At 49.3% G+C, this 24,125-nt stretch carries 24 protein-coding genes; 12 read left to right on the plus strand and 12 right to left on the minus strand.

Annotation, left to right across the window (positions count from 1 at the left end):
- Positions 1–90 precede the first annotated feature (90 nt).
- The gene (locus ACQ4MZ_RS11290; protein ID WP_430845065.1) at positions 91–1,056 is read left to right on the plus strand and encodes a ComEA family DNA-binding protein; all 966 of its coding nucleotides are present in this window, start codon (positions 91–93) and stop codon (positions 1,054–1,056) included.
- 45 nt (positions 1,057–1,101) lie between these two features.
- Here ACQ4MZ_RS11290 and ACQ4MZ_RS11295 read toward each other — a convergent pair whose 3' ends face one another.
- A complete protein-coding gene (locus tag ACQ4MZ_RS11295) occupies positions 1,102–1,872 on the minus strand; it encodes a TIGR00730 family Rossman fold protein (RefSeq protein WP_430845066.1) in 771 nt (256 codons plus the stop codon).
- A gap of 126 nt (positions 1,873–1,998) precedes the next feature.
- On the opposite strand from ACQ4MZ_RS11295, the gene rpiB reads away from it, so the two are divergent.
- Positions 1,999–2,430, plus strand: a complete 432-nt coding sequence (gene rpiB, locus ACQ4MZ_RS11300; RefSeq protein ID WP_430845067.1) for a ribose 5-phosphate isomerase B — start codon at positions 1,999–2,001, stop codon at positions 2,428–2,430.
- On the opposite strand, the gene ACQ4MZ_RS11305 is transcribed toward rpiB, so the two are convergent.
- On the minus strand, positions 2,427–3,839 hold the full coding sequence (locus ACQ4MZ_RS11305) for a hypothetical protein (RefSeq protein ID WP_430845069.1): 1,413 nt from the start codon (positions 3,837–3,839) through the stop codon (positions 2,427–2,429). The genes rpiB and ACQ4MZ_RS11305 overlap by 4 nt on opposite strands.
- Positions 3,840–4,044: 205 nt before the next feature.
- Between ACQ4MZ_RS11305 and rbfA the strand changes: the two genes are divergently transcribed.
- Genes rbfA through ACQ4MZ_RS11320 form a run of 3 tightly spaced genes read left to right on the plus strand, consistent with a single transcriptional unit; the run spans position 4,045 to position 8,344 of the window.
- On the plus strand, positions 4,045–4,428 hold the full coding sequence (gene rbfA / locus ACQ4MZ_RS11310; RefSeq protein ID WP_106596137.1) for a 30S ribosome-binding factor RbfA: 384 nt from the start codon (positions 4,045–4,047) through the stop codon (positions 4,426–4,428).
- A 16-nt stretch (positions 4,429–4,444) separates the two neighbouring features.
- Positions 4,445–5,671, plus strand: coding sequence for an FtsX-like permease family protein (locus tag ACQ4MZ_RS11315; RefSeq protein WP_430845071.1), 1,227 nt, complete (start codon positions 4,445–4,447; stop codon positions 5,669–5,671).
- Positions 5,672–5,716: 45 nt separating this feature from the next.
- Positions 5,717–8,344, plus strand: a complete 2,628-nt coding sequence (locus ACQ4MZ_RS11320; RefSeq protein WP_430845072.1) for a M1 family aminopeptidase — start codon at positions 5,717–5,719, stop codon at positions 8,342–8,344.
- Positions 8,345–8,550: 206 nt separating this feature from the next.
- Here the strand turns inward: ACQ4MZ_RS11320 and ACQ4MZ_RS11325 are convergent, their stop codons facing one another.
- From ACQ4MZ_RS11325 to rplU, 6 genes are all read right to left on the minus strand, one after another.
- Positions 8,551–9,615, minus strand: a complete 1,065-nt coding sequence (locus ACQ4MZ_RS11325; RefSeq protein WP_430845073.1) for a LacI family DNA-binding transcriptional regulator — start codon at positions 9,613–9,615, stop codon at positions 8,551–8,553.
- 423 nt (positions 9,616–10,038) lie between these two features.
- A complete protein-coding gene (locus tag ACQ4MZ_RS11330; protein WP_430845074.1) occupies positions 10,039–11,091 on the minus strand; it encodes a 2Fe-2S iron-sulfur cluster-binding protein in 1,053 nt (350 codons plus the stop codon).
- A 21-nt stretch (positions 11,092–11,112) separates the two neighbouring features.
- Entirely contained in the window at positions 11,113–12,207 is a 1,095-nt protein-coding gene (locus ACQ4MZ_RS11335; RefSeq protein WP_430845075.1) for a hypothetical protein, read from the minus strand.
- A gap of 80 nt (positions 12,208–12,287) precedes the next feature.
- Positions 12,288–12,884 (minus strand): NifU family protein, encoded by a 597-nt coding sequence (locus tag ACQ4MZ_RS11340; RefSeq protein WP_106596132.1) that lies wholly within the window; start codon positions 12,882–12,884, stop codon positions 12,288–12,290.
- A 161-nt stretch (positions 12,885–13,045) separates the two neighbouring features.
- Positions 13,046–13,324 carry a 50S ribosomal protein L27 gene (gene rpmA / locus ACQ4MZ_RS11345; RefSeq protein ID WP_015814325.1) on the minus strand — a complete coding sequence of 93 codons (279 nt, stop codon included), beginning with the start codon at positions 13,322–13,324 and terminating at the stop codon, positions 13,046–13,048.
- Positions 13,325–13,386: 62 nt separating this feature from the next.
- Positions 13,387–13,698: a 50S ribosomal protein L21 gene (gene rplU / locus ACQ4MZ_RS11350; protein ID WP_015814326.1), complete on the minus strand. Its 312-nt coding sequence runs from the start codon at positions 13,696–13,698 to the stop codon at positions 13,387–13,389.
- A gap of 349 nt (positions 13,699–14,047) precedes the next feature.
- On the opposite strand from rplU, the gene ACQ4MZ_RS11355 reads away from it, so the two are divergent.
- The 6 genes from ACQ4MZ_RS11355 to ACQ4MZ_RS11380 all read left to right on the plus strand — a co-directional run bounded on the left by ACQ4MZ_RS11355 (position 14,048) and on the right by ACQ4MZ_RS11380 (position 18,290).
- Entirely contained in the window at positions 14,048–14,674 is a 627-nt protein-coding gene (locus tag ACQ4MZ_RS11355) for a thioredoxin family protein (protein ID WP_430845077.1), read from the plus strand.
- 19 nt (positions 14,675–14,693) lie between these two features.
- Positions 14,694–15,605, plus strand: a complete 912-nt coding sequence (locus tag ACQ4MZ_RS11360) for an SMP-30/gluconolactonase/LRE family protein (protein WP_430845080.1) — start codon at positions 14,694–14,696, stop codon at positions 15,603–15,605.
- A gap of 95 nt (positions 15,606–15,700) precedes the next feature.
- A complete protein-coding gene (locus ACQ4MZ_RS11365; protein ID WP_430845081.1) occupies positions 15,701–16,381 on the plus strand; it encodes a DUF1361 domain-containing protein in 681 nt (226 codons plus the stop codon).
- Positions 16,356–16,730, plus strand: a complete 375-nt coding sequence (locus ACQ4MZ_RS11370; RefSeq protein ID WP_430845082.1) for a diacylglycerol kinase family protein — start codon at positions 16,356–16,358, stop codon at positions 16,728–16,730. Before ACQ4MZ_RS11365 ends, ACQ4MZ_RS11370 begins: the two co-directional genes overlap by 26 nt.
- 79 nt (positions 16,731–16,809) lie before the next feature.
- Positions 16,810–17,952, plus strand: coding sequence for a hypothetical protein (locus tag ACQ4MZ_RS11375; RefSeq protein WP_430845083.1), 1,143 nt, complete (start codon positions 16,810–16,812; stop codon positions 17,950–17,952).
- Positions 17,953–17,993: 41 nt separating this feature from the next.
- Positions 17,994–18,290, plus strand: coding sequence for a winged helix-turn-helix domain-containing protein (locus tag ACQ4MZ_RS11380; RefSeq protein WP_430845085.1), 297 nt, complete (start codon positions 17,994–17,996; stop codon positions 18,288–18,290).
- An 84-nt stretch (positions 18,291–18,374) separates the two neighbouring features.
- On the opposite strand, the gene ACQ4MZ_RS11385 is transcribed toward ACQ4MZ_RS11380, so the two are convergent.
- Positions 18,375–18,875, minus strand: coding sequence for a DUF2911 domain-containing protein (locus tag ACQ4MZ_RS11385; RefSeq protein ID WP_430845086.1), 501 nt, complete (start codon positions 18,873–18,875; stop codon positions 18,375–18,377).
- A gap of 183 nt (positions 18,876–19,058) precedes the next feature.
- Here ACQ4MZ_RS11385 and recG point away from each other — a divergent pair, with 183 nt between their 5' ends.
- A complete protein-coding gene (recG, locus tag ACQ4MZ_RS11390; protein ID WP_430845087.1) occupies positions 19,059–21,179 on the plus strand; it encodes an ATP-dependent DNA helicase RecG in 2,121 nt (706 codons plus the stop codon).
- Here the strand turns inward: recG and ACQ4MZ_RS11395 are convergent, their stop codons facing one another.
- From ACQ4MZ_RS11395 to ACQ4MZ_RS11405, 3 genes are all read right to left on the minus strand, one after another.
- Positions 21,180–22,523 (minus strand): FGGY-family carbohydrate kinase, encoded by a 1,344-nt coding sequence (locus ACQ4MZ_RS11395; protein ID WP_430845089.1) that lies wholly within the window; start codon positions 22,521–22,523, stop codon positions 21,180–21,182.
- A 127-nt stretch (positions 22,524–22,650) separates the two neighbouring features.
- Entirely contained in the window at positions 22,651–23,346 is a 696-nt protein-coding gene (locus tag ACQ4MZ_RS11400; protein ID WP_430845090.1) for a GDSL-type esterase/lipase family protein, read from the minus strand.
- 82 nt (positions 23,347–23,428) lie between these two features.
- Positions 23,429–24,121 (minus strand): outer membrane protein, encoded by a 693-nt coding sequence (locus ACQ4MZ_RS11405; RefSeq protein WP_430845092.1) that lies wholly within the window; start codon positions 24,119–24,121, stop codon positions 23,429–23,431.
- Between the last annotated feature and the right edge of the window lie 4 nt (positions 24,122–24,125).

Below are 24,125 nucleotides of genomic sequence, written 5' to 3' on the forward strand. Positions count from 1 at the left end.
CAGGCGGCTTACCGTCTGCTCATTTGTGTTTTAAAACCTGTTACCAAAACGCTGATGCAGCGTCAAAAGGAGAAAACAATCCAGAGACGTATGTATCAGAGAATTTTAAATGGGTTACAAGATTTTTTCGGAATATCCCGGAAAGAAGCGCGCGGTGCTCTGGCAATGATGGTATGCTGCGCTATGATTATCTGGACGCCCTTCATTTTCCGGCGCTGGGTCCTGCCTTTCGTGCCTGCCGGAAACCCGCTTCCCGAACGGCGGGTGCTGGACAGTATTGCATTGCTTTTGGAACAACAGCAGGTAACAAAAAACAAGCCTCGAAAGCGATCTTTTGCTAATAGCGAGCCGGCTGCATTGCCGCCCGAACAAATAAAACTCGTCATGTTTGATCCCAATACAGCCTCGGAGCGCGAACTGATGGGTGTTGGCATTTCCGGGTTCCTGGCAGGGCGCATTGAAAGGTTCAGAAGCAAGGGACGAAAGTTTCGGCGGAAGGAGGACTTGATGAAGATCTACGATTTCCCTCCGGATCTGTATGCGCGGTTGGAGAAGTATATTGTAATTCAGAATCAGAAACCGGGTTTTGAAGCAATCCAGCAAAGTTCTTCAAAACCTTATTCGGGCACAACGCGTAGGTACGAGGTTAAAAGCAGTATTCAGGTGTTCGACATTAACCAATGCGATACGACTGAGCTGATCCGTCTGAAAGGGATCGGCAGCAAGCTGGCCCTGCGGATTGTGAAGTTCCGCGACGGGCTGGGAGGGTTTCATTCTCTCGAGCAGTTCAATGAAGTTTACGGACTGGATTCCGTCGCCTTATCCGAGCTGAGGCGCTTCGCGAAAGTGGGTAGCGGGGTTAAAAAGATCAACATCAACAATGCGACTGCGGAAGAACTTAGCAGGCATCCGTATCTGCGGAATCGAAAGCAGTTGCAGGTCGTGGTCAATTACCGCGCACAGCACGGGCCATTTCGTTCCCTGGAAGAATTGCGTAATGTAAAAGTGCTGGATGAGGTGATGATACAAAAAGCCGGGCCATACCTGTCGTTCTGACGGTATGGCCCCGTTTGGAGAACCCGGCTGGGAGAATATTGGTCGTTAGAAGTTGGGTTTCAGGAGGTATTTCGAATAAAACGTATCGATCACTTTCACGGCCTCGTCGGGAGTATCTACCAGACTGATCAGTTTCAGGTCTTCCGGATTGATATTATGCTCGGTCAGCATAGTTCCTTTGATCCAGTCGATCAATCCCGACCAGTAGGCGGTGCCCACGAGAACGATCGGAAAACGGCCGATTTTTTTAGTCTGGATCAATGTCATCGCTTCGAAAAGTTCGTCGAGTGTACCAAAGCCGCCGGGCATGACGATGAAGCCCTGCGAATATTTGACGAACATTACTTTCCGTACGAAGAAGAAATCGAAGTTAATGCTCTTGTCGTGGTCGATGTACGGGTTGCTGTGCTGCTCGAACGGCAGTTTGATGTTCAATCCGACCGACTTTCCGCCCTGTTGGAATGCGCCTTTGTTACCGGCCTCCATAATACCGGGCCCGCCACCGGTGATCACACCGTAGCCGTGACGAACAAGCTTTGCCGCGATCTCTTCCGCGGTTTTATAGTGAGGGTTGTCGGGCAGCGTACGGGCGGAACCGAAAATGGAGACGCACGGGCCGATTTTGGCCAGCTTGTCAAATCCTTCTACGAATTCGGCCATTACTTTGAACACAACCCATGAATCGGCACTCTTGATTTCGTTCCAGTTGCGGTCTTCAAACGCCTCCTTGATCCTTTTCTCGTCTTCGGGGACCGCCGGGTTGAGGAGAGAAACGTCCACTAATTCTCCGTTGGTAGGTTTTACTTCTTCACTCATATTTAGCATTCAATTGAGTTGTTGACCAGTATAATGGTAACTTTGCACCATTAACCCAATAATAAAAAACTTTTCACTCTGTCCGCTGTCGTTAACGAACGGTGGACTGTAATTAACAAAAAAGTAATGAGAAAAATTGCTATCGGCTCCGATCACGCAGGTTTCCCCTACAAGCAACCGGTTATCGACTGGCTTACCACCAATGGATTCGAAGTAAAAGATTTCGGAACATACAGTGCCGACTCGGCGGACTACGCGGATTTTGCGCATCCGGTGGCTAGCGGTGTGGAAAGCAGGGAGTTCGAAAAGGGCGTGTTGCTTTGCGGAAGCGGACAGGGAGTATGCATTACCGCGAACAAGCACCAGGGCGTGCGTGCTGCGCTCGTGTGGGATTTGCCGCTCGCACCTTTGGCCCGCCAGCATAACGATGCGAACGTGATCTGTTTTCCGGTGCGGTTTATCGAGCTGGAAACTGCTCTGGCCAGCCTGGAAGCATTTTTAAGCACCGAATTCGAAGGAGGCCGCCACCAGACGCGCGTCGACAAGATTTCGTGCTAATAAGCCCTTTGATAAATACCTTTCCAGGGGCTTAGGATATATTGCTTTTTCAATGCCGGAACCCGGTTCAGGAGTTTCGGCATGATATTCACCTTGTCGATCACATATTCGGGCGGATCTTTGCGGAAGTTATCGTAGACATGGATCACGCTGTCGAAATTATCAAGGTTCTGCAAATCGTAGCTCGCCAGTTCCCAGTTGAGGTAGGGAGTGGCAGTGAAATTATTAATGTACTCTCCTGAGTTTTGTCCTAGAACCAGAATGCGTTTGTTCTGGATCTGCTCGGGCAAACTGGCCGGTTTGGCCCGCAGGTTTTCCAGCTTACCCATGGAGACACCGGGTAACACTCCTCTTAATCCCTGGTATTGTATCAAAACAATCATCGCGCCCATGAGCGTGAACTGCAACTCGTCTGCCCAGCTGTTCTTCTTGAAGCTCTGGAAGTAATGCGTGGCGAAGAATGCCGCCGGTGGAATGAATATCACAAATTGCATGGGTGCCAGGAACTGCATCAACGGGATCGTAAATACCGCGGCGATAAACCACAGCGCCATTACCTGCTGAATGCGCGTTTGATAGTTCACGAACCGGAGCGTCGTGAAAATCCGCATAAAACCCATGATCCCGAAACCCAGCGGCAGCAATAGTGACGCAAGCAGGGACGAAAAGTCGTTGAGGTTGTATTGTTTTACCTGGAATACCGAGGTGAGCAGGTTCCGGTTCAGGCTTTCCATGCCGTTGTTGAGGTAGAAAAACAGCACCACCATCAGCAATGGGAATATCGACCCGAAGAGACCCAGCAGGTGATGGCGGAAAGTGGAGCCCGTATAGAACAGCAATGCGAGAAATGCCCACACCATGAACAGTGACGCCGGCAGGTAGAACAACGTAGCGATACCGATGTAAAGTCCCAGCTCGAAAACCTGTGTGGTTACCTCCCTTCTGACCAGCATTTTAACAATAGAACCGAATGCAAACAGTAGGAAGGTATTGGCCAGCAACATAGGCGACAATGTGCCCATATCGAAGGAAATATTCAGAAACAGCGCATACAATGCGCCAGGCAGGAATGTGCGCTCGGGGAAAACGTCACGGGAATGGATAACGTAGTTGAAATACAATATCTGCACGAGCGAAACGCCCATGGCCGCAAGCTGATAAACCCATTGTGCACGGCCGAAGAGGCTGTCGATGAGCCAGTAGGTGAGGCCTGAGAACGGGCTGACATTGTCCCACACATCGCGGTAGAGCATAAAGCCGCGGCCCATTTGCTCGCCGACGAGCATCCAGCTCAGCTCAGGTATCAGCAACGGCGCGCCACCCAGGAAAAAGGGGAGACGGAGCAGCAGAAAGAATACTACTAAACTGATGGTCTGGTACCGTGCATTGACGCGAAAAAAACTAAGCAAGCGGCTGGTGGATTAGGTATCTTATGGGAATAAGTTTCACGAAATTACAATGCCGCGTTCTACAAAAACAAAATAAGTATGGATATTTGTACTTATTGAAAGGAGAGAGGGAATGATTTAGGAGATGTTAGTTTACATCACCCTAACTGGTGAACCAGGATGTGCGGTCAGGACCGGCTAAACCCCTCCGTTTAACATTCAAGACATGGAATCGAAAAGACAACAAAAAGTAGGCAGACAAATACAGAAAGACCTGGGAGAGATTTTTCAGAAAGATGCGCAGCACCTTACCCACGGCTCGTTTGTGACGATCACCGCCGTGCGCGTAACGCCCGACCTGAGCATTGCCCGGGCATATCTCAGCTTCCTGCCCGATAAAAACAAAACCATGCTGCTGGAAACGATCCGGGAAAATACCCGCTTCATCCGCCAGAAGCTCGCCGAACGCGTCCGTCACCAGTTGAGGATCGTTCCGCATCTGCAATTCTATATCGACGACACTGCCGAATACGCGGCTAAAATGGATCAGTTGTTCGCGGATCTGGTGATCCCGCCAGCACAGCCCGACGAGGAGGAAGATAGCTACTGATTTCAAGTTCGAGCCCATGGACATTTCCTACCGGATTGCCGTTCGCTACTTTTTTTCGCGTAACAAAAGGAGTTTTATCAGTCTGATCGCACGCATTGCCATGGCCGGCGTGGCGGTCGGGACGATGGCTATGGTGGTGGTATTGTCGGTGTTCAACGGCATGGAGGACCTCAACCGGAAGATTTTCAAGACGTTCGATTCGGATGTACGCATTGTACCGTCGGAAGGCAAGCGGTTCAAAATGACGCCGGCGCTGATGAACGAACTGAAAGCGGTTAAAGGGGTGAAGCTCGTCACGAAGGTGATTGAAGACAATGCGTTGGCCCGTTATGGAAGCCAGCAAACCATTATCCGTCTGAAAGGTGTCGACAGTACATTCGAACAGCAAAAACAGCTCGATACCGCCATCATCGAGGGTTCAGTAAAGCTCCTCGGGGACAATGGGACGCCTTACGCGATCATTGCGGAAGGGATCCGGAATGCATTATCCATATCCCTCGAAGACATATTCACGCCGCTTGAACTCCTGTATCCCCGTACCGGCACGAAGACGCTGAACCTGGCATCCCCCGAGGCGTTCAACCAATTGAACCTGCGCCCCGGCGGTGTGTTCTCCATCGAGTCGCGCTACGACGATTACATCATTGCCCCATTGAAACAGGTCGAAAGCCTGATGGGCTACAATGGAGAGCTTACAGCGCTGGAGGTTTACATTGCACCAGGCTATACCGAGAACGACGTGAGCGAGGAGATCGGCGCGAAGCTGGGCAAGGCTTTTGTAGTGAAAGACCGGGATTTGCTGAATGCGGACCTTCTTCGGGCAATAAAAATGGAAAAGCTTTTTGTGGCAGTCACTCTTTCGCTGATTATTTTAGTAGCTGCAATCAATATCTTTTTCTCGCTCAGTATGTTAGCGATCGAGAAGAAGAAGGATGTTTCGATGCTGTTCGCGATGGGTGCAACGCAGTCGCTGGTACGGAGGATCTTTATAGCCGAAGGAGCGATTGTGGCATTTTCGGGCGCCATTGCGGGACTTTTGGGCGGTATTGTGATATGCTGGCTGCAAATGCAGTACGGTTTAGTTTCCATGGGAATGACCACCTCACTTGTGGATGCCTATCCGGTTAAATTAATTTGGGAAGACATACTCTATACGGGCGTAATTGTCGTTATGATAACTATGGTTGTTTCATACATTCCGGCCAGAAGGGCCGCGGAGGCCGGTGCGCTGTTGCGGGTGTAGTAATGGTCCGAAGACACCAGAAAATCGTTTATTAACTTATTTACATTGACTTACTTCCTAGCAATCAATCAGAAAGCGGATATGACCGGTGATATTAAAAGGCCTTCTTTGAACCGATTGATCTTTACAGTTTTTGGCATACTTTCTCTTTCATTCAGTGTTCCGGCCCTGGCTGGTGTAGATGCTGACACACTTTACAGAAGAAATCCAGGTACGGTAACCAAGCAGGGACCTTACCGGCCCGAAAGAGTCCGCAAAAACGATATTTTGTATACCCGGCTGGATGTGCAGCTGGATTGGGTCAAACAGCAGGTGCCCGCATCCGCGATTTTGAAGTTCAAGCCCCATTTTTATCCGCAGAATACGCTCGAACTCGATGCAAAAGGGTTTGAAATAAAAGGTATTTCTATGCTGGATGCCGGTGGCGAGTATGGCGACTTGACCGGTGAAGAAATTGCTGGAAAAGTCAAAAAGAAGCTTGAATTCACTTACGACAAACGTAAGCTCACCATTAAACTCGGGCAGGAATATACCCGGAAAGACACGCTTTTTGTAAAAATCGATTACATCGCCAAGCCAAACGATGTGCCGAGAGGAAAGGAAGATGACAGCGCATCCGATAAGGGATTGTACTTTATCAATGCCGACGGCCTCGACGAAGGCAAACCGCGTCAGGTATGGACGCAGGGAGAGACCGAGGGAAGTTCCTGCTGGTTCCCGACGATCGACGCGCCGAACCAGAAGTTTACCCAGGATATCTACATTACGGTAGACAGTACCTATAAAACCCTTTCCAACGGCTTGCTCGTAGGGCAGGAGGAAGGTAAAAAAGGCTTGCGCACCGATCACTGGAAACAAACCCGGCCACATGCTCCTTACCTCGCCATGATCGCCGTCGGAGATTTCGCGGTGGCCAAGGATATGATGCCTAATGGGTTGGAACTGAGCTATTACGTTGAGCCCAAATACGGTGCCGACGCGCACGCGATCTTCGGGCGCACGCCGGAAATGATGGGCTTCTTTACCAATATTTTCGGCGTGGAATACCCATGGGAGAAGTATGCGCAGATTGCCGTACGCGATTTTGTGGCAGGCGCTATGGAGAATACCACCGCGACGGTCCATGAGGAAGGTGTCCAAAATGACGCCCGCTCGCTTGTTGACGGCAATTCCGACGCTGTGATCGCGCACGAACTGGCGCATCATTGGTTCGGCGATTATGTGACTGCCGAGGAATGGGGGCAATTGCCCCTGAACGAGTCGTTCGCTAACTATGCCGAGTATCTTTGGAGTGAATACAATGATGGTCGCTTTGAGGCCGATTGGGGGAATTTGCAGGAAATGAAAGAATACCTGGCGGAATCGGAAACCAAGCAGGTGCCGATGATCCGCTATTTTTATAAGGATCGTGAGAACATGTTCGACGCGCATTCCTATGCCAAGGGTGGCCGCATTTTGCATATGCTGCGGTCGCTGATAGGGGATGATGCATTCTTCGCGGCATTGCAACTGTATCTCAAATTGCACGCATTTGGCACGGCCGAAATCGATGAACTGCGTATTGCTTTCGAAAAAGTAGCCGGCCAGGACCTGAACTGGTTCTTCGACCAGTGGTTCCATCGTCCCGGACATCCCGTGTTGAAGATCGACCAGCAATATGTGCCTGCACAATCCAAAGTGGTTTTGAAAATAAAACAAACTCAGGACACGCTGGCTACGACGGTCTACCGCCTACCGACAAAAGTGGATGTGTGGGTTTCCGGCAAAAAGAGCCGTTACGATGTGGTGGTGGATAAAGTGAACCAGACCCTGGAGTTCCCGGCCGCGAAAAAGCCCGACCTTGTGATATTCGATGCCGACGCGAACCTGCTGGCGGTTATCGAGCATGAGAAGAACAGGCCCGAAATGGAGTTTCAATACGTCAATTCTGACCGTTTCCTGCATAAGTATGAGGCGTTATCCTCCCTGGAAGGCGCTTTGGCCGATACCACGGCCCGCAAAATTTTGGTGAAAGCTATGGACGATCCTTTTTGGAAGCTGCGTCAGATGGCGATCAGTAATTTCGCGGAATATGCCGGCGAAGGTTTTGCGGATATTGAAAAAGTGATCCAGAACCGTGCACAAAAGGACCCTCACCCGCAGGTGCGCTCGGAGGCGATCATTACGCTCGCTTCATTCGGTGACAATAACAGCGACCCGATTTTCAAAGCGGCATTGTCCGACAGTTCCTACCTCGTAGCATCGGTAGCCATTGAGAAATACCTTATGAGTCAGCCCAACGATGCGGCGGAAGTAGCAGCGCAATTCGAGAATTCGCCTAATGACGCCATTATCACCTCGGTAGGCAATTATTACGCCGGCCTTGCCCAGCCCGAACGCTTCGATTGGTTCCTCGCGAAAATGAATGCGATGAAACCGACGGAGAAATACAACTTCCTGCAAGTTTTTGGTAAATACCTGATCAAATCGAAGCAGGATATCCAGCGCAAAAGCATTCCGATCCTGGAAGGCCTTGCGCGCGACAATTCTTCATATTTTGTACGTTTCGGCGCATTCCAGGCGCTGGGGCTGCTCACCGACATTCAGGGCGTAACCGCACTCAGGAAAGACATCCGCGCGAAGGAAACCGAGCCGAAGCTGAAAGAAATGTACAGCCAGTTTGGGGATTTGTAACGCCCCGAGGTATCGCTACCTGGAGGAGAACTTGTCAGGTGTAGTCATTGATTGTCATTTGTAGTCAGGTGTGGTCAAGAGGCAGTTATTGTATTCCAATGACTATTCCTGACTTTCATGACAATGCATGACTATTCCTGACCACAAATGACTTCTCCTGACAATACCTGACCACAAATGACAACGCCTGACATTTCAGCACCGTGTCATTGTGGATCAAGATAATAATCGAGGTTTTCCTTCGTGATGATATCGAGCGGCAGGAATTTGATCGCGGGGATCTCTTTTTTGAAAATCAAATGGTTTGCGAGCTGGTGAATGCCCCAGTAACCTTGGCCTAATGGGTTCTGGTTGATCAGGAAGTCGATAATGCCTTTGTTAAGGTAATGCTGATTACGGCCAATAAGGTCATAGCCGATCAGCTTGATATCCTTCAATGCATTTTTTTCAAGATAGGCTGCTACTTCAAATGCTTTTGAATTGGTGACGTATATCGCACTTAGATCGGTGTATTGCTTACGTAATTCGTCGAGTTGCTTATCAGGCCCTTCTTCATCCGGGAAGTTAATTTCCTTACTGATCACCCTGAACGTATCTTCGAGTTGCTCGCTTTTGAAATAATCGCGGAATCCTTCCTCCTTGGTGATCAAATGCGCAGAGTTAGAAATGTCCTCATTCACGTGCGCAACCAGCACGGTCCCCGGTGAATGCAGCCCGAAACGCAGGATTTTAGCAGCCAGCGAACCGCTCCTGTACGAATCTTGTCCGATGTAACATAATGGCTTTACATGTTCGATCTGCGTGTTAAAAAGCACGTAGGGGATGCCCATTTCGGCCCACTCCTTAAAGAACGGCAATGCTTCTTTATAAAAGATCGGCGCAATGAGCAGTCCGTCGGGATGCTCGCGGCCTACTTCCTTTGCTTTGGCTATAAAAGAAGTGTCGGAATGTGAGTTGAAAATGAACCTGGTAATGCGCACCCCGTATTGCCGGAGTTCTTTCTCGGCCTTTTCAAGACCGTTGTGCGGTGCTTCCCAGTAGGAGTCGAGGTTGGGGTCGGGGATAAGCGCTGCGAGGTTGAACGCGCGTTGCGATTTCAGCGATTGGGCAATCAGGTTAGGCTCGTAATTCAACTCTTTAATGATGGCAAGGATTCGCTCACGCACATCGTCGGCCACTCTGCCCCGGTTGTGCAATACGCGGTCAACCGTGCCCTTGGAGGTTTGTGCCCTTTCCGCTATATCTTTTATTCTGACAATTTTCTTTTTCACACTCGACTATTATTCAGGGATTTTTCAGTTCCGTTCAGCAAATCTAACAAGTAATTATGAAGATGGGTTAAATAGCGTGTTTCTAGTGAAAGGCAACTATGCTGAACAAAATTTTTCAAATTTTTTCTATAATAAATTTGAGATTATAGGTGCTGCCGATTAGTTTTACCTGACTAAAAACTACTATTTGTGGTAACTATTGTGCACGAGCACAGGGTGTGTTTTTTAATGCGTGCTCGAACACTTTTTTAAATTTTGTTAGGAAAAACCAATTTGACAAGTAATTTTGTAAATAAGATAAGAAAGAAAATTTTATTCTTTAATATTCCTAACACTTAACCTTTTCAGGAATTCATTCATTGGATTTCCTCTAATCCTAAACCTAAATGAAGCGTACGGCATCGTCTGTGCGCTTCTTTGTTTTTATTCCTGTCTGAATTCGATGGCCACATCGTCGCTGTCGACGTAAGAGGAACAAGTTAATATCCAGCCTTCTGCAAGATCGCGATCGGTAAGGACCTCGTTTACACTCATATGTATTTTCCCGCTCGTGCACACGGCCGCGCATGAGGAGCAGCGCCCGCCTTTGCAGCTGTATGGAAGCTGTATGCCTTCGGCCAATGCCGCATCCAATATGGTCGAGTGGGCAGGAACGAGCAGGTCATACATTGAGCCGCGGAAATCGAGCATAATGCGGTGTGGGTTCGAGACGGGCGGCGGCGGAGGCGGGGATGGGATCACGAAGTTTTCTTTTCGGATTTGCTCGCTGCGGAAACCCATGAAATGCAGGGTAATGCCGGCAGAACGCATCAGTTCAAACGGCCCGCAGATAAAGAAGCGGGCATCTTCTGGTTTGAAACGAATGGATTTGTTTATAAGCTGTTCCAGGCGCGTGTTGTTAATGCGCCCCTGAATGCCCGTCCAATCTTCCGCGGGTTGGCTGTGGATGTGGATTACGCGCAGCCGTTCGGGAAAGCGCTCTTGCCATTCGATAATGTCGGTCCAGAAAAGGGTATTGCGCACATTTCTGCTGGCGTAAATCAGTGTTACCTGACTTTCCGGATCCTGTGTGAGTGTTTGTTTTAAAATGGAGAAAAGCGGGGTAATGCCGCTGCCGGCTCCTATGAGCACGATGTCACGGGCACCCGTATCTTCTTTTTCCAACACAAACCTGCCCGATGGCGCCAGCACGATAAATGTGTCGCCCGTCTTCACCGTATCGATCCAGAACCGTGAAATCTCCCCGTTAGGCACTCTTTTGACGGTGATAGCCGGGAATGCATCGACATCCGGCGCGGAGCTCATCGAGTAGGAGCGGCGCACCTCGTGGCCGTGCATATCAACGAGGAAGGTCAGAAACTGGCCAGCTTTGTAATGCAGTGTGCTGCCGTCGAGCGTTTCGAAAATGAAAGTTTTAGCGTCGTCGGTTTCACGGATGATTTCGCGGAGCTTTAATGATATTGTGTGATCTGCCATCTGCCGGTTCAGGTTGGGTAATTATAAAGCGCCGCGGGGCTGTTGCGGGTTCCAAAGTGCTTCATATTCTGCCAAAAGCGTCCAGCAATGGGCCTCACACGTCCAATGCATATGCACGAGCGGATTGACAGATAGTCTGTAAAGCACCGGATTTTCGTAAGCGGTGAGCAGTCCGGCTATAAAAAAGTAAAAACCGTTGAAATCCTCTTTGGAAAAATCTTCGACCGGAATTCGCTCCGTGGCACGCCCGAGCCGCATGAGCGAAGTGGCCAGCAAAACCCGGTCCATGCGGTGGCGGGTAGTCTTCAAAAGGTTCTCGGTATCGTTCGCCAACTGTTCCCAAACGGGCAGCAATGCGGCCGGTTTGAATGCGGCGATGAGCCTCGACACGTGGTAAATGATCAGCGGTGTTCGCGGGTACTGGTGCGCGCATCGAAAAGGAGCGGTAATGTACCGGCGCGTTTCAATGACCGAACGGATATATTCGAAACTGGCTTCGTCATGCACATTTAGTGGTAAATTATAATGCTGAATGCAATACAGCATGTTACTAAGCACACTCACATCAAACTCCACGTACATATTCTTGCCAAACCAGGTAGAGTAGGCGCGCAGCAACCGGTATTCGGAATAAGTGTTTTTGATCCAGAGCTTGGTTCCATTGGCGTGGAGCGCCAGTTTTTCCTTTAACCAAAACAATTCTTCCTCCGAAGGATTGGTCGTCAGATAAGCAAATGCGGTATCGTCGATGTCGTCAGGAATGCGGAAATGCTCGAAACGGTGAAACCAGCGGCCATTCGGGAAATGACGGGAAGGTTTGGTTTTCCAGAAATTATAGGTTTTTAACCCGTCCTTATTCTGAAAGTCGGGATAATTGGCGGTTACCAATGCGATGATCGAGTCGATCTGCGCCTGGCTTTCTGCGTTGCAATATTTCCGGATGGATTGCAGCGTGAATGCGGTAATAGCCGAGAAGAACATCGTTGTGTCCGGCCGCCGGTAACCGATTATGGAATTGGAGCGCTGCGCCGGAAAGATGCCTTTGGAGAACAATGCATTACCGGTCGATTGTAATGCCTCAATGCGGTCGATAAACTTTTCCAGCGTTGACTTCATTCGCCGAAACTAACAAAACGCCTCAAAAAAAGAAACCCTGCCGGGCTGCGACAGGGTTTCCAATGCATATGTTTGAAGCATTAAACGCCTTCTGCTACTACTTCTTTCACATCGGGTACCATGCGTGTGAGCAGGTTTTCGATACCCGCTTTCAATGTGAGCGTCGACGACGGACAGCCGCTGCAAGAACCTTGCAAAAGCACTTTCACCACGCCCGATCCTTCGTCGAACGAATGGAAGTTGATCGCACCACCGTCTGATTCAACCGCCGGACGCACGTATTGATCCAATGCAGCCTTAATCTTCTGCACCGTATCAGAATCCCGCGCATCGACGATCAGCGTGTTACTATCGATCGTTTTTTGCTCGAATACCGGGTGATTTTCTTCGAAATAGATCTTGATGAACTGTTTCGTATCGCGCAATACTTCTTCCCAGGCGATATCGTCGCCCTTGGTAATGGTAATGAAGTTGCTTGCGATGAACACACGCTTCACATGCGGGAACTGGAAAAGGTCGGCCGCCAGCGGCGATGACTTACCTTCTTCCAGCGCGGCTTCCAGTGAAGGGTAATCGAACGAAAGGCCGTCGGGTACCAGCTCGAAATTCAGGACGAACTTCATCGAGTTGGGGTTGGGGCTCAATTCGGTATATACAAAAATAGGTCGTGACAACATGGGGATGGTCGATAATGATAGGGTAAAACAACTTTCCGGTTTAGACAACACGGAATGCGGCCTTTTGGTTTAGCGGCGGGCGCATTAGCCAATAAAAAACCCGTCAAACGGATGCCTGACGGGTTCTTTTAACTTCTTTGGAAGTACTGACGGCACGTTGATTACGCTTCCGCAGCAGCTTCAACCGCGATCGGTTCGATGTGAACGTAAGATCTGTTTTCACGGGTCTTACGGAACACTACGTTACCATCAACCAATGCGAACAATGTGTGGTCGCGGCCGATACCTACGTTCTTACCTGGGTTGTGCTTGGTTCCACGCTGACGAACCAGGATATTACCTGCTTTTGCCAACTGGCCACCGAATAATTTTACGCCAAGACGTTTACTTTCCGATTCACGTCCGTTTTTCGAGCTACCTACACCTTTCTTATGTGCCATGATATCTTATACTTAAATTGTAGTTTCCTGTTTTGAACTGTTTCAGGCTTCCGCCCCAATGATTAGGCAACGATTTCGTCGATGCTGATTTTAGTCAGATACTGACGGTGACCGTTTTTAACACGGTATCCTTTGCGGCGTTTCTTTTTGAAAACGATCACTTTCTCACCTTTCAGGTGTTCGAGAACAGTTGCTTTTACAGAAGCACCCGCTACTGTCGGAAGACCTACCTGTACTGTGCCTCCGTTGTCAACGAGAAGGACTTTGTCAAATACAAGTGCAGCGTTCACGTCACCTTCAAGCCTATGCGTGAAGATTTCGCGACCCTTTTCAACTTTAAATTGCTGACCTGCGATTTCTACGATTGCGTACATGTTAATAATTATATTAAACTGGATTCAAAATTTGAGGTGCAAAGATAAAAAGAGAGTGACAGAATTACAATGTATTAAGCGGAATATTCCGTTTTTTTTAATATCTCGCAGGAACCCGCCCCGGGATTCAGGGTAAGGCGTTATTCGGTTGTCATCACCAGGGCTTGCATGCGGTTGAATTATAAATGGCCCATGTGGTTAAAAATGCGCAAAAAGTTACCTTTATATAGTTCAGGTGAGCTCCCGCGTTTAGACATGGAGTGTAAAGAGGTACCTTAACAAAATTTAACAGGTCGCGCTTTTACTTTTACCTATTATTGGGGTCATAGAGACAATAGATTTAGAAAACATGAAGATAAAATTCAGTGGGTGGGTTTTGATGGTCGTGTTCCTTGCTGTATTTGCACGGCTGTCTGACGCGCAGGCGCAGGCAGGATACCAGGTGGGTGATGCCGTATCGAGCTTCCGTTTAAAAAATACCGACGGAAATATGGTATCGCTTACGGATTTTGCCAGCTCGAAAGGCGTGATCGTGGTCTTTACGAGCAATCACTGTCCATTCGCAAAGGCTTATGAGGACCGTATCATCGCACTCAATAGCAAGTTCGCGGGACAGGGGTACCCGGTTATCGCCATCAACCCAAGCGACCCTGGAACGCACCAGGACGATACTTTCGAAAAAATGAAGGAGCGTGCTGTCGCCAAGAACTACGGTTATCCTTATCTTGTCGACGATACGCAGCAGGTAGCCCGCAAATTCGGGGCCGGCCGTACGCCACAGGCATTTGTATTGCAGAAAAACGGCGCACAGTTCGCGGTACGCTATATGGGGATGATCGACGACAACCCGCAGGACGCAACCGGTGTGACGAAACTGTATGTGGACGAAGCGGTGACCAACCTCGTGGGAGGTAAACCCGTGGTAATCACCGTTACAAAGCCGGTTGGCTGCGCCATCAAGTGGAAGAATCAGTGATTTTGACGACATTACCTTTATGACCCGAATCTTAGCAATCCTCCTCACCGTCACGCTGTTGTCGCGGGGAATCAGTGTGGCTCAGACAAAAAGTAAAAAGTTCTCCAATGAAGGGGAATTTACCACCAATTGTGAAGGCCCCGCGGTGGATGAAGACGGAAATGTCTACGCCGTGAACTTTGCCCGCGACGGTACGATCGCGCAGCTCAGCAAGAAGGGCAATACGAGCTTTTTCGTGACCTTGCCGAAAGGCAGCACGGGCAATGGAATCCGGTTTGTGAACAAAAACACTTTTTATGTGGCTGATTTTACGGGGCACAACATCCTGAAAGTGGATATGATTACCAAGGACGTTTCCGTTTTCGCGAACGAACCGAAAATGAACCAGCCCAATGACCTTGCCGTAACCGCGTCGGGACACGTTTTTGCTTCCGACCCCAATTGGAAAGACGGAACCGGGCAAATCTGGCACATCACGCCCGAAGGAAAAGTGAATCTTGCCTTTGGAAATATGGGAACCACCAACGGCATCGACGTCAGCCCTGACGAAAAGAAGCTGTACGTTAACGAAAGCGTTCAGCGGAATGTGTGGGTGTTCGACCTGGCGGCAGATGGTACATTATCCAATAAAAAGCTGTTGCACCGTTTCGAAGACGGCGGCATGGACGGAATGCGCTGCGATGTGCATGGTAACCTCTATATTACCCGGCACGGAAAGGGAGAAGTAGCGGTGCTCTCCCCTGAAGGAAAAGTTATCCATACCATTCACACCATCGGAAAGAAGGTTTCGAACATCTGTTTCGGGGGTAAAAACGGGAAAACCTGCTACATTACCTTGCAAGACCGCGGCTGTCTGGAAACTTTCAGGGCTAAAACTGCCGGTCGTGAATGGGCGATGATGAAAGCTTTCGCCGAAAATAATAAAAAGTAACCCATCTCTTATTTAAATACACTTCCTGCTATTGCGGTTTCCAATCGTTTTATATTAACTTTGTAATTCAAAGTACTTTAAAATAAACTTAAACGATGCTGAGAAACCTGGTTAATTATCTGGAGGGCAATTTGAAAGTGGCACTCCTCGCATTTGTTTCCGCCGCTGCGATGGCATTATTGACTGTCAGGATTGCCCTGCAAAACTGGGACTTCGTCTTTTTGACCTGGAACCTGTTTCTGGCGTGGATACCGTTGCTTTTTATTAAGTGGGTGTGGGAGATGGAGAAGCGCCGGTCGGCACCATTCGGAGTTTTAATGATCTACCTGGCAGTTTGGCTCCTGTTTTTCCCTAATGCTCCCTACATTATTACCGATTTGAAACACCTTCGTGGCGTGCCCGAAAACATGCTTTGGTATGATGCATTGATGATTTTCACATTTTCCCTGGCAGGTTTCCTGACAGGCCTTTACAGTATTCGCATTGTTCACCGGATTATTTCGCACCGCTGGAACGAGCGTTTGGCATGGTTTGCGATCCTGAACTCGATGGTACTGAGTGGTTTCGGAATCTTCCTGGGGCGTTATGGCCGTTGGAACAGCTGGGACATCGTCACGCAGCCGGGCGCACTCGCGAAGGGTATCTACCATAGTTTGAGGGATCCGCTGGCGATCAAACACACCATTACGTTTTCGTTCGTGCTCATGTTGTTGTACTTTGCGTTCCATATTTTTGCCGAAATGAAACAACATGAACGGACCCATCGATATTCTTAAAGCTGTCCGAAGCTTCCGTTACGCAGGTGCCGGGATTTATAGCCTGTTCCGCTACGAAAACAATGCGCGCATTCATCTGATCGCCTGCGTGGTGGTGGCCATAGCGGGCGTGTTTTTCAATATATCGGCCGCCGAATGGTGTCTGATCGTGATCCAGATCGCGCTCGTGTGGGCGGCGGAAGCATTCAATACCGCTATTGAGAAACTGGCCGACCTCGTTTCGGCAGATTACCATCCGGTAATCAAAGTAGTGAAGGACACGGCGGCCGCCGGCGTATTGCTGTTGGCGATTTCGGCGGCGATAGTAGGAGGAATTGTGTTTATCCCAAAAATTCTGCTGCTCTTTTAGCGCCACGCCTAACCACACTTGACAACACCTGACTATTTCTGACAATCACTGACCGTTACTTTTACATTTTGACACGCTTATGAACCCGAATCAGGATTCTTTGCATACTTTGAACGAGATCCGCGACCTGATGGAGCGCTCGTCCAAGTTTTTATCCCTCAGTGGTTTGAGCGGGGTTTTTGCCGGCATATTCGCGCTGATCGGCGCAGGGACGGCATACGTTCGTTTTAAAACCGACTGGTTGACCGATATTTTAGCTCCATTGGGTACCTATCAGGGGCATTCGCGCCAGGATGTGATCGAGTTTTTGTTTGTCGATGGACTCTGCGTGCTTGTATCGTCGCTTGCGGTGGGAATCATTCTTACGGTCCGCCGGGGTCGGAAAAAAGGCCTTACGGTTTGGAACGGCAGTTCAAAGCGGTTGCTGATCGCGATGCTGATCCCGCTTGGGACAGGCGGTATATTCTCTCTGGCGATGCTGCATTACGGCTTTATCTGGCTGGTTTTTCCGGTGACATTGCTATTCTACGGACTGGCACTGGTAAACGCGAGCCGGTTTACTTACCCGGAAGTGTTTTACATGGGTATTTCGGAAATCGGTATCGGTTGTATCGCATTGTTCCTGACGGGCTACTCGCTGATATTCTGGGCAATAGGCTTTGGTGTTTTGCACATTGTTTATGGTCTTACCATGTATAACCGGTACGAAAGAGAGAAATTGCCTGGCGAAGAGTTATCAGGCGGCCGGCGGTCCGGCGGGAAATCGGGCCTTACAGTGGTGCTGTTAATACTCACTTTGGGCTCGGTTTGCTCGGCACAGGTACGGATGCCATCGGACAGTACAGCGTCAAAAGCGAGAAAATGGTACGATAAGGAGACCATTTATTTGAGAAATGGGAATAGTTTTGTCAAAAACAATGTCATTCACGTCGGACAAAAGGCATTGCGGAACGAATTTATGGTTTCGCCGGAAGGCCTCGGTCTCTATCTGAAATCCAGGAGAACGCGCAGCATCGGACTGGTTATTTCGCTGGCCGGATCGGCAGGTTCCGTTATATCGCTGCTTTCGGGCAACCGCGATAATTTGAAGACTTTTTTCTGGATATCGGTCGCAACGGGCCTGGTAGGTTCCGGATTTACGATGGCCGCCAATAATCAACGTGATCAGGCAGTTTGGATCCGTAACCGGGATGCCATGCTGTTTCTGGAAGCCAATCAATAACGCGCCCGACGGTCAGGCGTCCGCGTAACAGGGAATTTGTAATGGAGTGGTTAGAAAAGTTTAACAAGGTATTTGAAAGCAAGATCAGGCTTGGGCTTATGTCCGTGCTCGTGGTCAACGATTCCCTGAGTTTTAATGAGTTGAAAGAATTGTTGCAGCTCACCGACGGCAACCTGGCCTCGCATTTAAAGGCGTTGGAAGAAATCAAATACATCGAATTTCAGAAGCAATTCAACGGCCGCAAACCGCTCACGACCTATAAAGCTACCGAACACGGGCACAAGGCGTTCACGGAGCATTTGCAGGTGTTGGAGAATATGATTAAGCAGAATTTGTAATGGAGGAAAGGGAGAGGAGGGCAGGAAAAAGGAACGGGGTGCTATCAAAGTGGCACCCCGTTTTGCTTTGCAGTCAAATGTGTTTCAGAATTTCACAGGCACCGAAAACCCAACCTTATCCCATTGAAAATCCAGGGAAGTGTCTTTTACGGTGAAAGTCAGTTTTTCTTCCGATGTAGGATAGTTCTTGTTCGGAACGGTAATATGCGCTACGTCTTTGCTTTTGTGCTTGTCGTATTCGTAGGCGCCCCATTGTCCGAGCTGGCTGTTCAGGATAATGGTCCATTCTTTTTCGTTGGGAGTCGCGAACAACGTGTAAGTGCCCGCCTTGATAGGCTTTCCGCCAAATGTAGCGTCTTTTTTGAAGGTGATCGTGGTCGCACTGTCAGCGCCGATCCGCCATGGCTTGCCGTATGGTTCAAGGCTGCCGCTTCCTGCTTTCCCAAACAACACACGGCCTTTTTTAGAGGGTTGGCCGTATCTGACGCTCAAATTCTTGCCGTTGGCGGTTACATGCGGGCTTTGTGCGGATGCCCAGGTGAATGCGATCAGGGTGAGGAAAAGCGATAACAAAATGGTTTTCATAAGTTGTGTAGATTTTAGTAAATGATTGGTGGTTAAGATATACGAAGCAGCAAGTAAAGCATTCGTAAGTTGCGAATCAAGCGGGTTGTAGCCGAAATCGCAGGAATAGCTACCCCATTAACAGAGATTAACATTTGAGACTTCCAAACCGTGTTTTTTATGATTTCGGTTTATATTTGAATAATGACTTCTGAAACAAACCCATCTGTTAGAACCCGCTTTTTCGATACCAAGATCGAATTCCTGAAAGGCGTAGGCCCGCAAAAAGCCGCATTGCTCAATCAGGAGCTGAATATTTTTACCTTCGGCGACCTTATACAGCATTATCCTTTCCGCCACGAAGACCGCAGCGTTTTTCATAGGCTCAGCGAATTGAACGAGCAAATGTCGGCCACGCAGGTAAAGGGGCGTCTGCGCGAATTTACGGTGATCGGTGAGGGCAGTAAAAAGCGGCTCGTTGGCCAGTTTCAGGACGGAACGGGGGATTTGGATCTCGTATGGTTCCAGAGCATTTCCTGGTATGAGAAGTGGCTGAAACGCGGAGGCGAATATATTGTTTACGGAACTCCGGTGCGGTATGGCGGCAAATGGAGCATTACCCACCCGGAAATAGAAGTGCTGACGCAGGAAAACGCGTCGGCAGGCTATTGGCAACCGATTTATCCGCTCACCGAAAAGCTTCGGAAGAAATTTCTCGATAGCAAAGCTTTGAGCAAAATGATGCGGAGCCTGCTCGAAATCGCGCATCCGCATATACGTGAGACACTGCCCGCTCCATTGGTTGAGAAATACCGACTCGTTTCCAAAGCGCAGGCCCTCTGGCATTTCCACTTGCCGCAGGACGCCCGCACATTGCACCAGGCACAGCGGCGGCTGAAGTTCGAAGAACTATTTTACAACCAGTTCAGGCTCATCAAGAACAAGCTGCTACATAAGACGGAATACCCGGGGTTGATTTTTGATAAAACAATGCTGGTGAAAGAGTTCTATGAACAACATTTGCCTTTCAAACTTACGGGCGCGCAGATACGCGTACTGCACGAGATCCATGAAGACCTCAAAACCGGCAAGCAAATGAACCGCCTGCTACAAGGCGATGTAGGTTCCGGGAAGACGATCGTGGCATTCATCACCATGCTTTTTGCATTGGATAACGACGCGCAGGCTTGCCTCATGGCGCCCACGGAAATCCTTACCGACCAGCACTACCAGGGTCTCAAAAAATTTGCCGACCTGCTAGGTGTCAACATTGCGAAACTGACGGGTTCGACAAAGAAAAAGGAGCGGGATGTCATTCATCGCGAACTGCTGAATGGTACGCTGCATATTATTGTCGGCACCCACGCATTGATAGAGGATGCAGTGCAATTCAAAAACCTCGGCCTTTGCATTATCGATGAACAGCATCGCTTTGGGGTTGCGCAGCGGGCCAAACTTTGGGCCAAGAACTCGCGCATTAACCCGCATATGCTAGTGATGACGGCCACGCCGATTCCGCGCACACTCGCGATGACATTGTACGGCGACCTGGATATTTCGGCCATTAACGAGCTCCCAGCCGGCCGGAAACCCATTAAAACGGTCCATCGGTTCGATAAACATCGCCTTTCGGTTTTCGGGTTTTTGAAAGATGAAATTGCGAAAGGACGGCAGGTTTATATGGTGTATCCGCTGATCGAAGAGTCCGAAAAAATGGATTTGAAGGACTTGATGGATGGTTACGAAAGCGTGGCACGGGCTTTTCCGGGCGTTCCGCTGAGCATTGTGCACGGTAAAATGCGTTCGCAGGACAAGGATTTTGAAATGGCACGTTTCGTGCGTGGCGAGACAAAGATCATGGTCGCGACGACGGTGATTGAAGTGGGTGTGAATGTGCCGAATGCCTCAGTAATGGTAATCGAGAATGCGGAGCGTTTCGGACTTTCGCAACTGCACCAGCTGCGGGGCAGGGTAGGGCGCGGTGCGGAGCAGTCATATTGTATACTAATGACCGACTACAAGCTCAGCAAAGACACCAAGTTGCGTATAGAAACAATGTGCAACACCAACGACGGTTTCGAAATAGCGGAAGTGGACCTGCAACTCCGTGGCCCCGGCGACATTTCGGGCACGCAACAAAGCGGATTGGTGGATTTATTGGTGGCCAATCTGGCCCAGGATGGGGAGATATTGAAGGCCGCGCGGGCGTCTGCGGAGGAAATTCTGATGGCCGATCCCGATCTGCTCCAGCCGGTTCATTATCCCATACGCAACCATCTTGAAAATCTGCGCAAGGAAGAAACCAACTGGAGCCGGATCAGCTGATCAAGGTTTTATTTCACGAATTTCGTTGGCAAACTCGTACGTCTGCGGGCGCGTCACATGCAACGCAGCCCCCAGGGACGTCGCGTACGGGAGATCCGATACGTAAACTTTGTGGTTCGGATAATGCCGCGCCAGTAGCCTTGTGAATATTTCGTTCCGGGCAAATCCACCGTCTACATAGATAGCATGTACATCGTTGATATTCACGAGGTCGAGCGACACGTAAAGCAGCTCGCAAAGCCCTTTAATCAAATGATGATATGCGGCCTCAGCCGAAGCAAATGCGCTGATCTGCCATTCTTGGGTGTTTGGTTCGGGGAACGGCCCGTTGCCAGTCATGCAGGCGGTATAGAACTTCGGAGTGTCCTGTTTTAATATATCTTCATCAAACACCACCTTTTTATAAAAATCAGGAGCTACTTTGAAATACTCCGCAATGCGCGCCACCTGGTAATCGTGTTCGCGCCCCATGAACAGACGTGAAGCGGTAACGCCGCTGCCTTCCGGCGTGAGGTAATTCATACAGTCGCGTTCGAGCTGGTAAGAAGTCAGCGGTTTCGATGCGAAAGAGTTGAAGTTGATACACCAGGTTCCGGTCGATAGAAGTACAAACGGCTTTTTAACGGCCATCCGGTAAGGTATCAGCGCCGAGGAGCTGTCGTGCAGCCCGAAGCCCGACTGAATGCCCTTGTCGCCATGGCGGTAAATGAACGACGACGACGCGAGTACCGGCGCGAGTTTCTTATGAATACCTTCCTGCTTCACCCATTCGTGGTAATCCCACATTTCAAAGCTCCACAATGCGGTATGGCAGCCCAGCGAGGTGTAATCGCTCACTTTGCGGCCTGTCAGCAGATACAGGATATACTGAGGTAAATGTAAAGTTGTAGCGATCTGGCTGTAAATCTCCGGTTTGGTATGTTTGAGCCAATACAGCTGCATCCCCGAGTTGAGCATCCCCATTGCCGGAGAGCCTGTTTGCAACGAAATGCGGGTAGGGTCTCCATAGGTGCTGTAAAACTGCTTTAACAGATCTTCCGGGAACGGTTTGAGGTAAGAATACAGCGGCGTAAGGGGACGGTTCGCGGCGTCGAGATGCACCAGGCTGGCACCATAGCCAGCCACGTTTACCGCTTTGATGTCAAATTCCGGATTAGCCAGCAATTCGGCCCAGCGGTCCTGCACCCATTTGGTTAACAATTCACAATCTTCGGTAGGAAAGCCGTCTTCGTCAACTGTTTCTGGGAGGGATTCTGAAAACTCATGAACGATATCATACTTCTCGTTGAAAAGTACATACTTCTTATTGGTCCTGCCAATATCAAAAACCGCTGTTACTTTCATTACTGGAATATCACTTTTTTACCCGGAAATGTATTTTTTCGGTCAATATAGTGACTTTACGTTAAAACCAATACCCTTATGTATTCTTTTAAAATCTTTGTAAAAAACCGTAAAGTGCAGGATACTTTCAGACTGATTTTTCCAGTATCGGGCGGAACACTTTCGTCCACCTTTTGTAACCTTCCTCATTCATATGAAGGCTGTCGCTCACGAAGATAGCGCCGTCCGGGCGGCCGTTTTTGAGCATCACCGGCCACACGTCGATATAATGGTGGTTCTTATCCTTTTTAATGTAATCCTGGATCAGCTTGTTGGCCTTGATCACATCCTCCCGCTTCGCCCAGCGTGAAGGCGAAGGTTTCAGCGACACCCCGTAAAGCTGCACATCGGGCTGTTTCTCGCGAAGCTTCTTCACCAGCGTCACATACGCATCGCGTACCTGTTCGGGCGACTTCGGTTTTTTGCCGAACATATCGTTCTCGCAATAGATTACGACCGTCTTCGGCTTGTATTTGGTAATCGTGCGATCGGAGTAATGGATTACTTCCGGTAAGGTAGAGCCTCCGAAGCCTCGGTTGATGATCGGCAGGGGCGCAAGGTCCTTTGCGGCATCCTGCCATTTGGTAAATGAAGAGCTGCCTGTGAAAACTATTCCGCCTGGTGCCGGCATGTGTTCCGCGTCTTTTCTCTCGAATTCCTTGATAGCGCTTTCCGAGCGGGTCACGTCGTAATCGGGTTCCCACGGCCCGGCGAGGTTGGTAGTTTGTGGTTTATGGCAAGCGCTGAACGCAGCGAAAAGGACAATTAGAAAGTGTTTTTTCATTACTAAAAAAATGGATATGGCCTTAAAAGCCATATCCAAGGGGTTTTTAATGATTTTTGAGCGATTATCTTCGAATTTTGGCTCAGTAGAAGTATCGGAAACCGAGTCCGATTGAACCGGACGACAGATCCGGTGCAAAGCGGTAGCTGAATCCCCGCAAGTTGTTTTGGGGATATTGTCCGTCTGGACGCGGGTTGGCTACGTCACGCCTCCGACCAAATGAATAGGAGACATCGAGCGGATTTGAGAATGCGACACCTCCATAAATGGCCCATTTCGGGGCAATGCGCCATGCAATACCAGCACCTATGTTGGCCACCAGCGAAATGGAATTAAGGCGGGTTTCTGTCGTGATATTGCCATTGGCGTTATCAAAGGTATTTGCCAGATTATATCCCAAGCCAATTCTAGGCCGAGCATACAATGAAAACTTGTCATTCAGAGGTTTGTAAAATTCCCAGAAGCGCGAAATGCTGAAACCGAGATTCTGAAGTGGTTTCGGCTCGAAAGTCAAGCTTTTGACTTTTTGGATAGCGAGATTATTGCTCAACGACCACCCGACAGCTTTTGTACCACTCCGGAACTTGCCCAGCGACACATCGATGTTGTGTCCATAGAGCCTGTATTGGGAGTCTGTGTCCTTAGCCTTGGAATCAAAAAGATTTACCTGGAAAGCCCCGTCTATGAATGACTCTCCTTCCTTGAACTGGGCGTTGGCGAGTGCATGCACCAATACAAGCATGACAATTAGGATGCTGGTTTTAATATTTTTCATGGCT

The organism is Dyadobacter sp. BHUBP1, assembly GCF_050587785.1.
Lineage (GTDB): Bacteria > Bacteroidota > Bacteroidia > Cytophagales > Spirosomataceae > Dyadobacter.

Excerpts from the sequence above, each read along its gene's own strand:
- ACQ4MZ_RS11290 (WP_430845065.1), top strand. The coding sequence starts at position 91 with ATGTATCAGAGAATTTTAAATGGGTTACAAGATTTTTTCGGAATATCC.
- ACQ4MZ_RS11295 (WP_430845066.1), bottom strand. The coding sequence starts at position 1,872 with ATGAGTGAAGAAGTAAAACCTACCAACGGAGAATTAGTGGACGTTTCT.
- rpiB (WP_430845067.1), top strand. The coding sequence starts at position 1,999 with ATGAGAAAAATTGCTATCGGCTCCGATCACGCAGGTTTCCCCTACAAG.
- rbfA (WP_106596137.1), top strand. The coding sequence starts at position 4,045 with ATGGAATCGAAAAGACAACAAAAAGTAGGCAGACAAATACAGAAAGAC.
- ACQ4MZ_RS11315 (WP_430845071.1), top strand. The coding sequence starts at position 4,445 with ATGGACATTTCCTACCGGATTGCCGTTCGCTACTTTTTTTCGCGTAAC.
- ACQ4MZ_RS11330 (WP_430845074.1), bottom strand. The coding sequence starts at position 11,091 with ATGGCAGATCACACAATATCATTAAAGCTCCGCGAAATCATCCGTGAA.
- ACQ4MZ_RS11335 (WP_430845075.1), bottom strand. The coding sequence starts at position 12,207 with ATGAAGTCAACGCTGGAAAAGTTTATCGACCGCATTGAGGCATTACAA.
- ACQ4MZ_RS11340 (WP_106596132.1), bottom strand. The coding sequence starts at position 12,884 with ATGTTGTCACGACCTATTTTTGTATATACCGAATTGAGCCCCAACCCC.
- rpmA (WP_015814325.1), bottom strand. The coding sequence starts at position 13,324 with ATGGCACATAAGAAAGGTGTAGGTAGCTCGAAAAACGGACGTGAATCG.
- rplU (WP_015814326.1), bottom strand. The coding sequence starts at position 13,698 with ATGTACGCAATCGTAGAAATCGCAGGTCAGCAATTTAAAGTTGAAAAG.
- ACQ4MZ_RS11355 (WP_430845077.1), top strand. The coding sequence starts at position 14,048 with ATGAAGATAAAATTCAGTGGGTGGGTTTTGATGGTCGTGTTCCTTGCT.
- ACQ4MZ_RS11360 (WP_430845080.1), top strand. The coding sequence starts at position 14,694 with ATGACCCGAATCTTAGCAATCCTCCTCACCGTCACGCTGTTGTCGCGG.
- ACQ4MZ_RS11365 (WP_430845081.1), top strand. The coding sequence starts at position 15,701 with ATGCTGAGAAACCTGGTTAATTATCTGGAGGGCAATTTGAAAGTGGCA.
- ACQ4MZ_RS11370 (WP_430845082.1), top strand. The coding sequence starts at position 16,356 with ATGAACGGACCCATCGATATTCTTAAAGCTGTCCGAAGCTTCCGTTAC.
- ACQ4MZ_RS11375 (WP_430845083.1), top strand. The coding sequence starts at position 16,810 with ATGAACCCGAATCAGGATTCTTTGCATACTTTGAACGAGATCCGCGAC.
- ACQ4MZ_RS11380 (WP_430845085.1), top strand. The coding sequence starts at position 17,994 with ATGGAGTGGTTAGAAAAGTTTAACAAGGTATTTGAAAGCAAGATCAGG.
- ACQ4MZ_RS11385 (WP_430845086.1), bottom strand. The coding sequence starts at position 18,875 with ATGAAAACCATTTTGTTATCGCTTTTCCTCACCCTGATCGCATTCACC.
- recG (WP_430845087.1), top strand. The coding sequence starts at position 19,059 with ATGACTTCTGAAACAAACCCATCTGTTAGAACCCGCTTTTTCGATACC.
- ACQ4MZ_RS11395 (WP_430845089.1), bottom strand. The coding sequence starts at position 22,523 with ATGAAAGTAACAGCGGTTTTTGATATTGGCAGGACCAATAAGAAGTAT.
- ACQ4MZ_RS11400 (WP_430845090.1), bottom strand. The coding sequence starts at position 23,346 with ATGAAAAAACACTTTCTAATTGTCCTTTTCGCTGCGTTCAGCGCTTGC.
- ACQ4MZ_RS11405 (WP_430845092.1), bottom strand. The coding sequence starts at position 24,121 with ATGAAAAATATTAAAACCAGCATCCTAATTGTCATGCTTGTATTGGTG.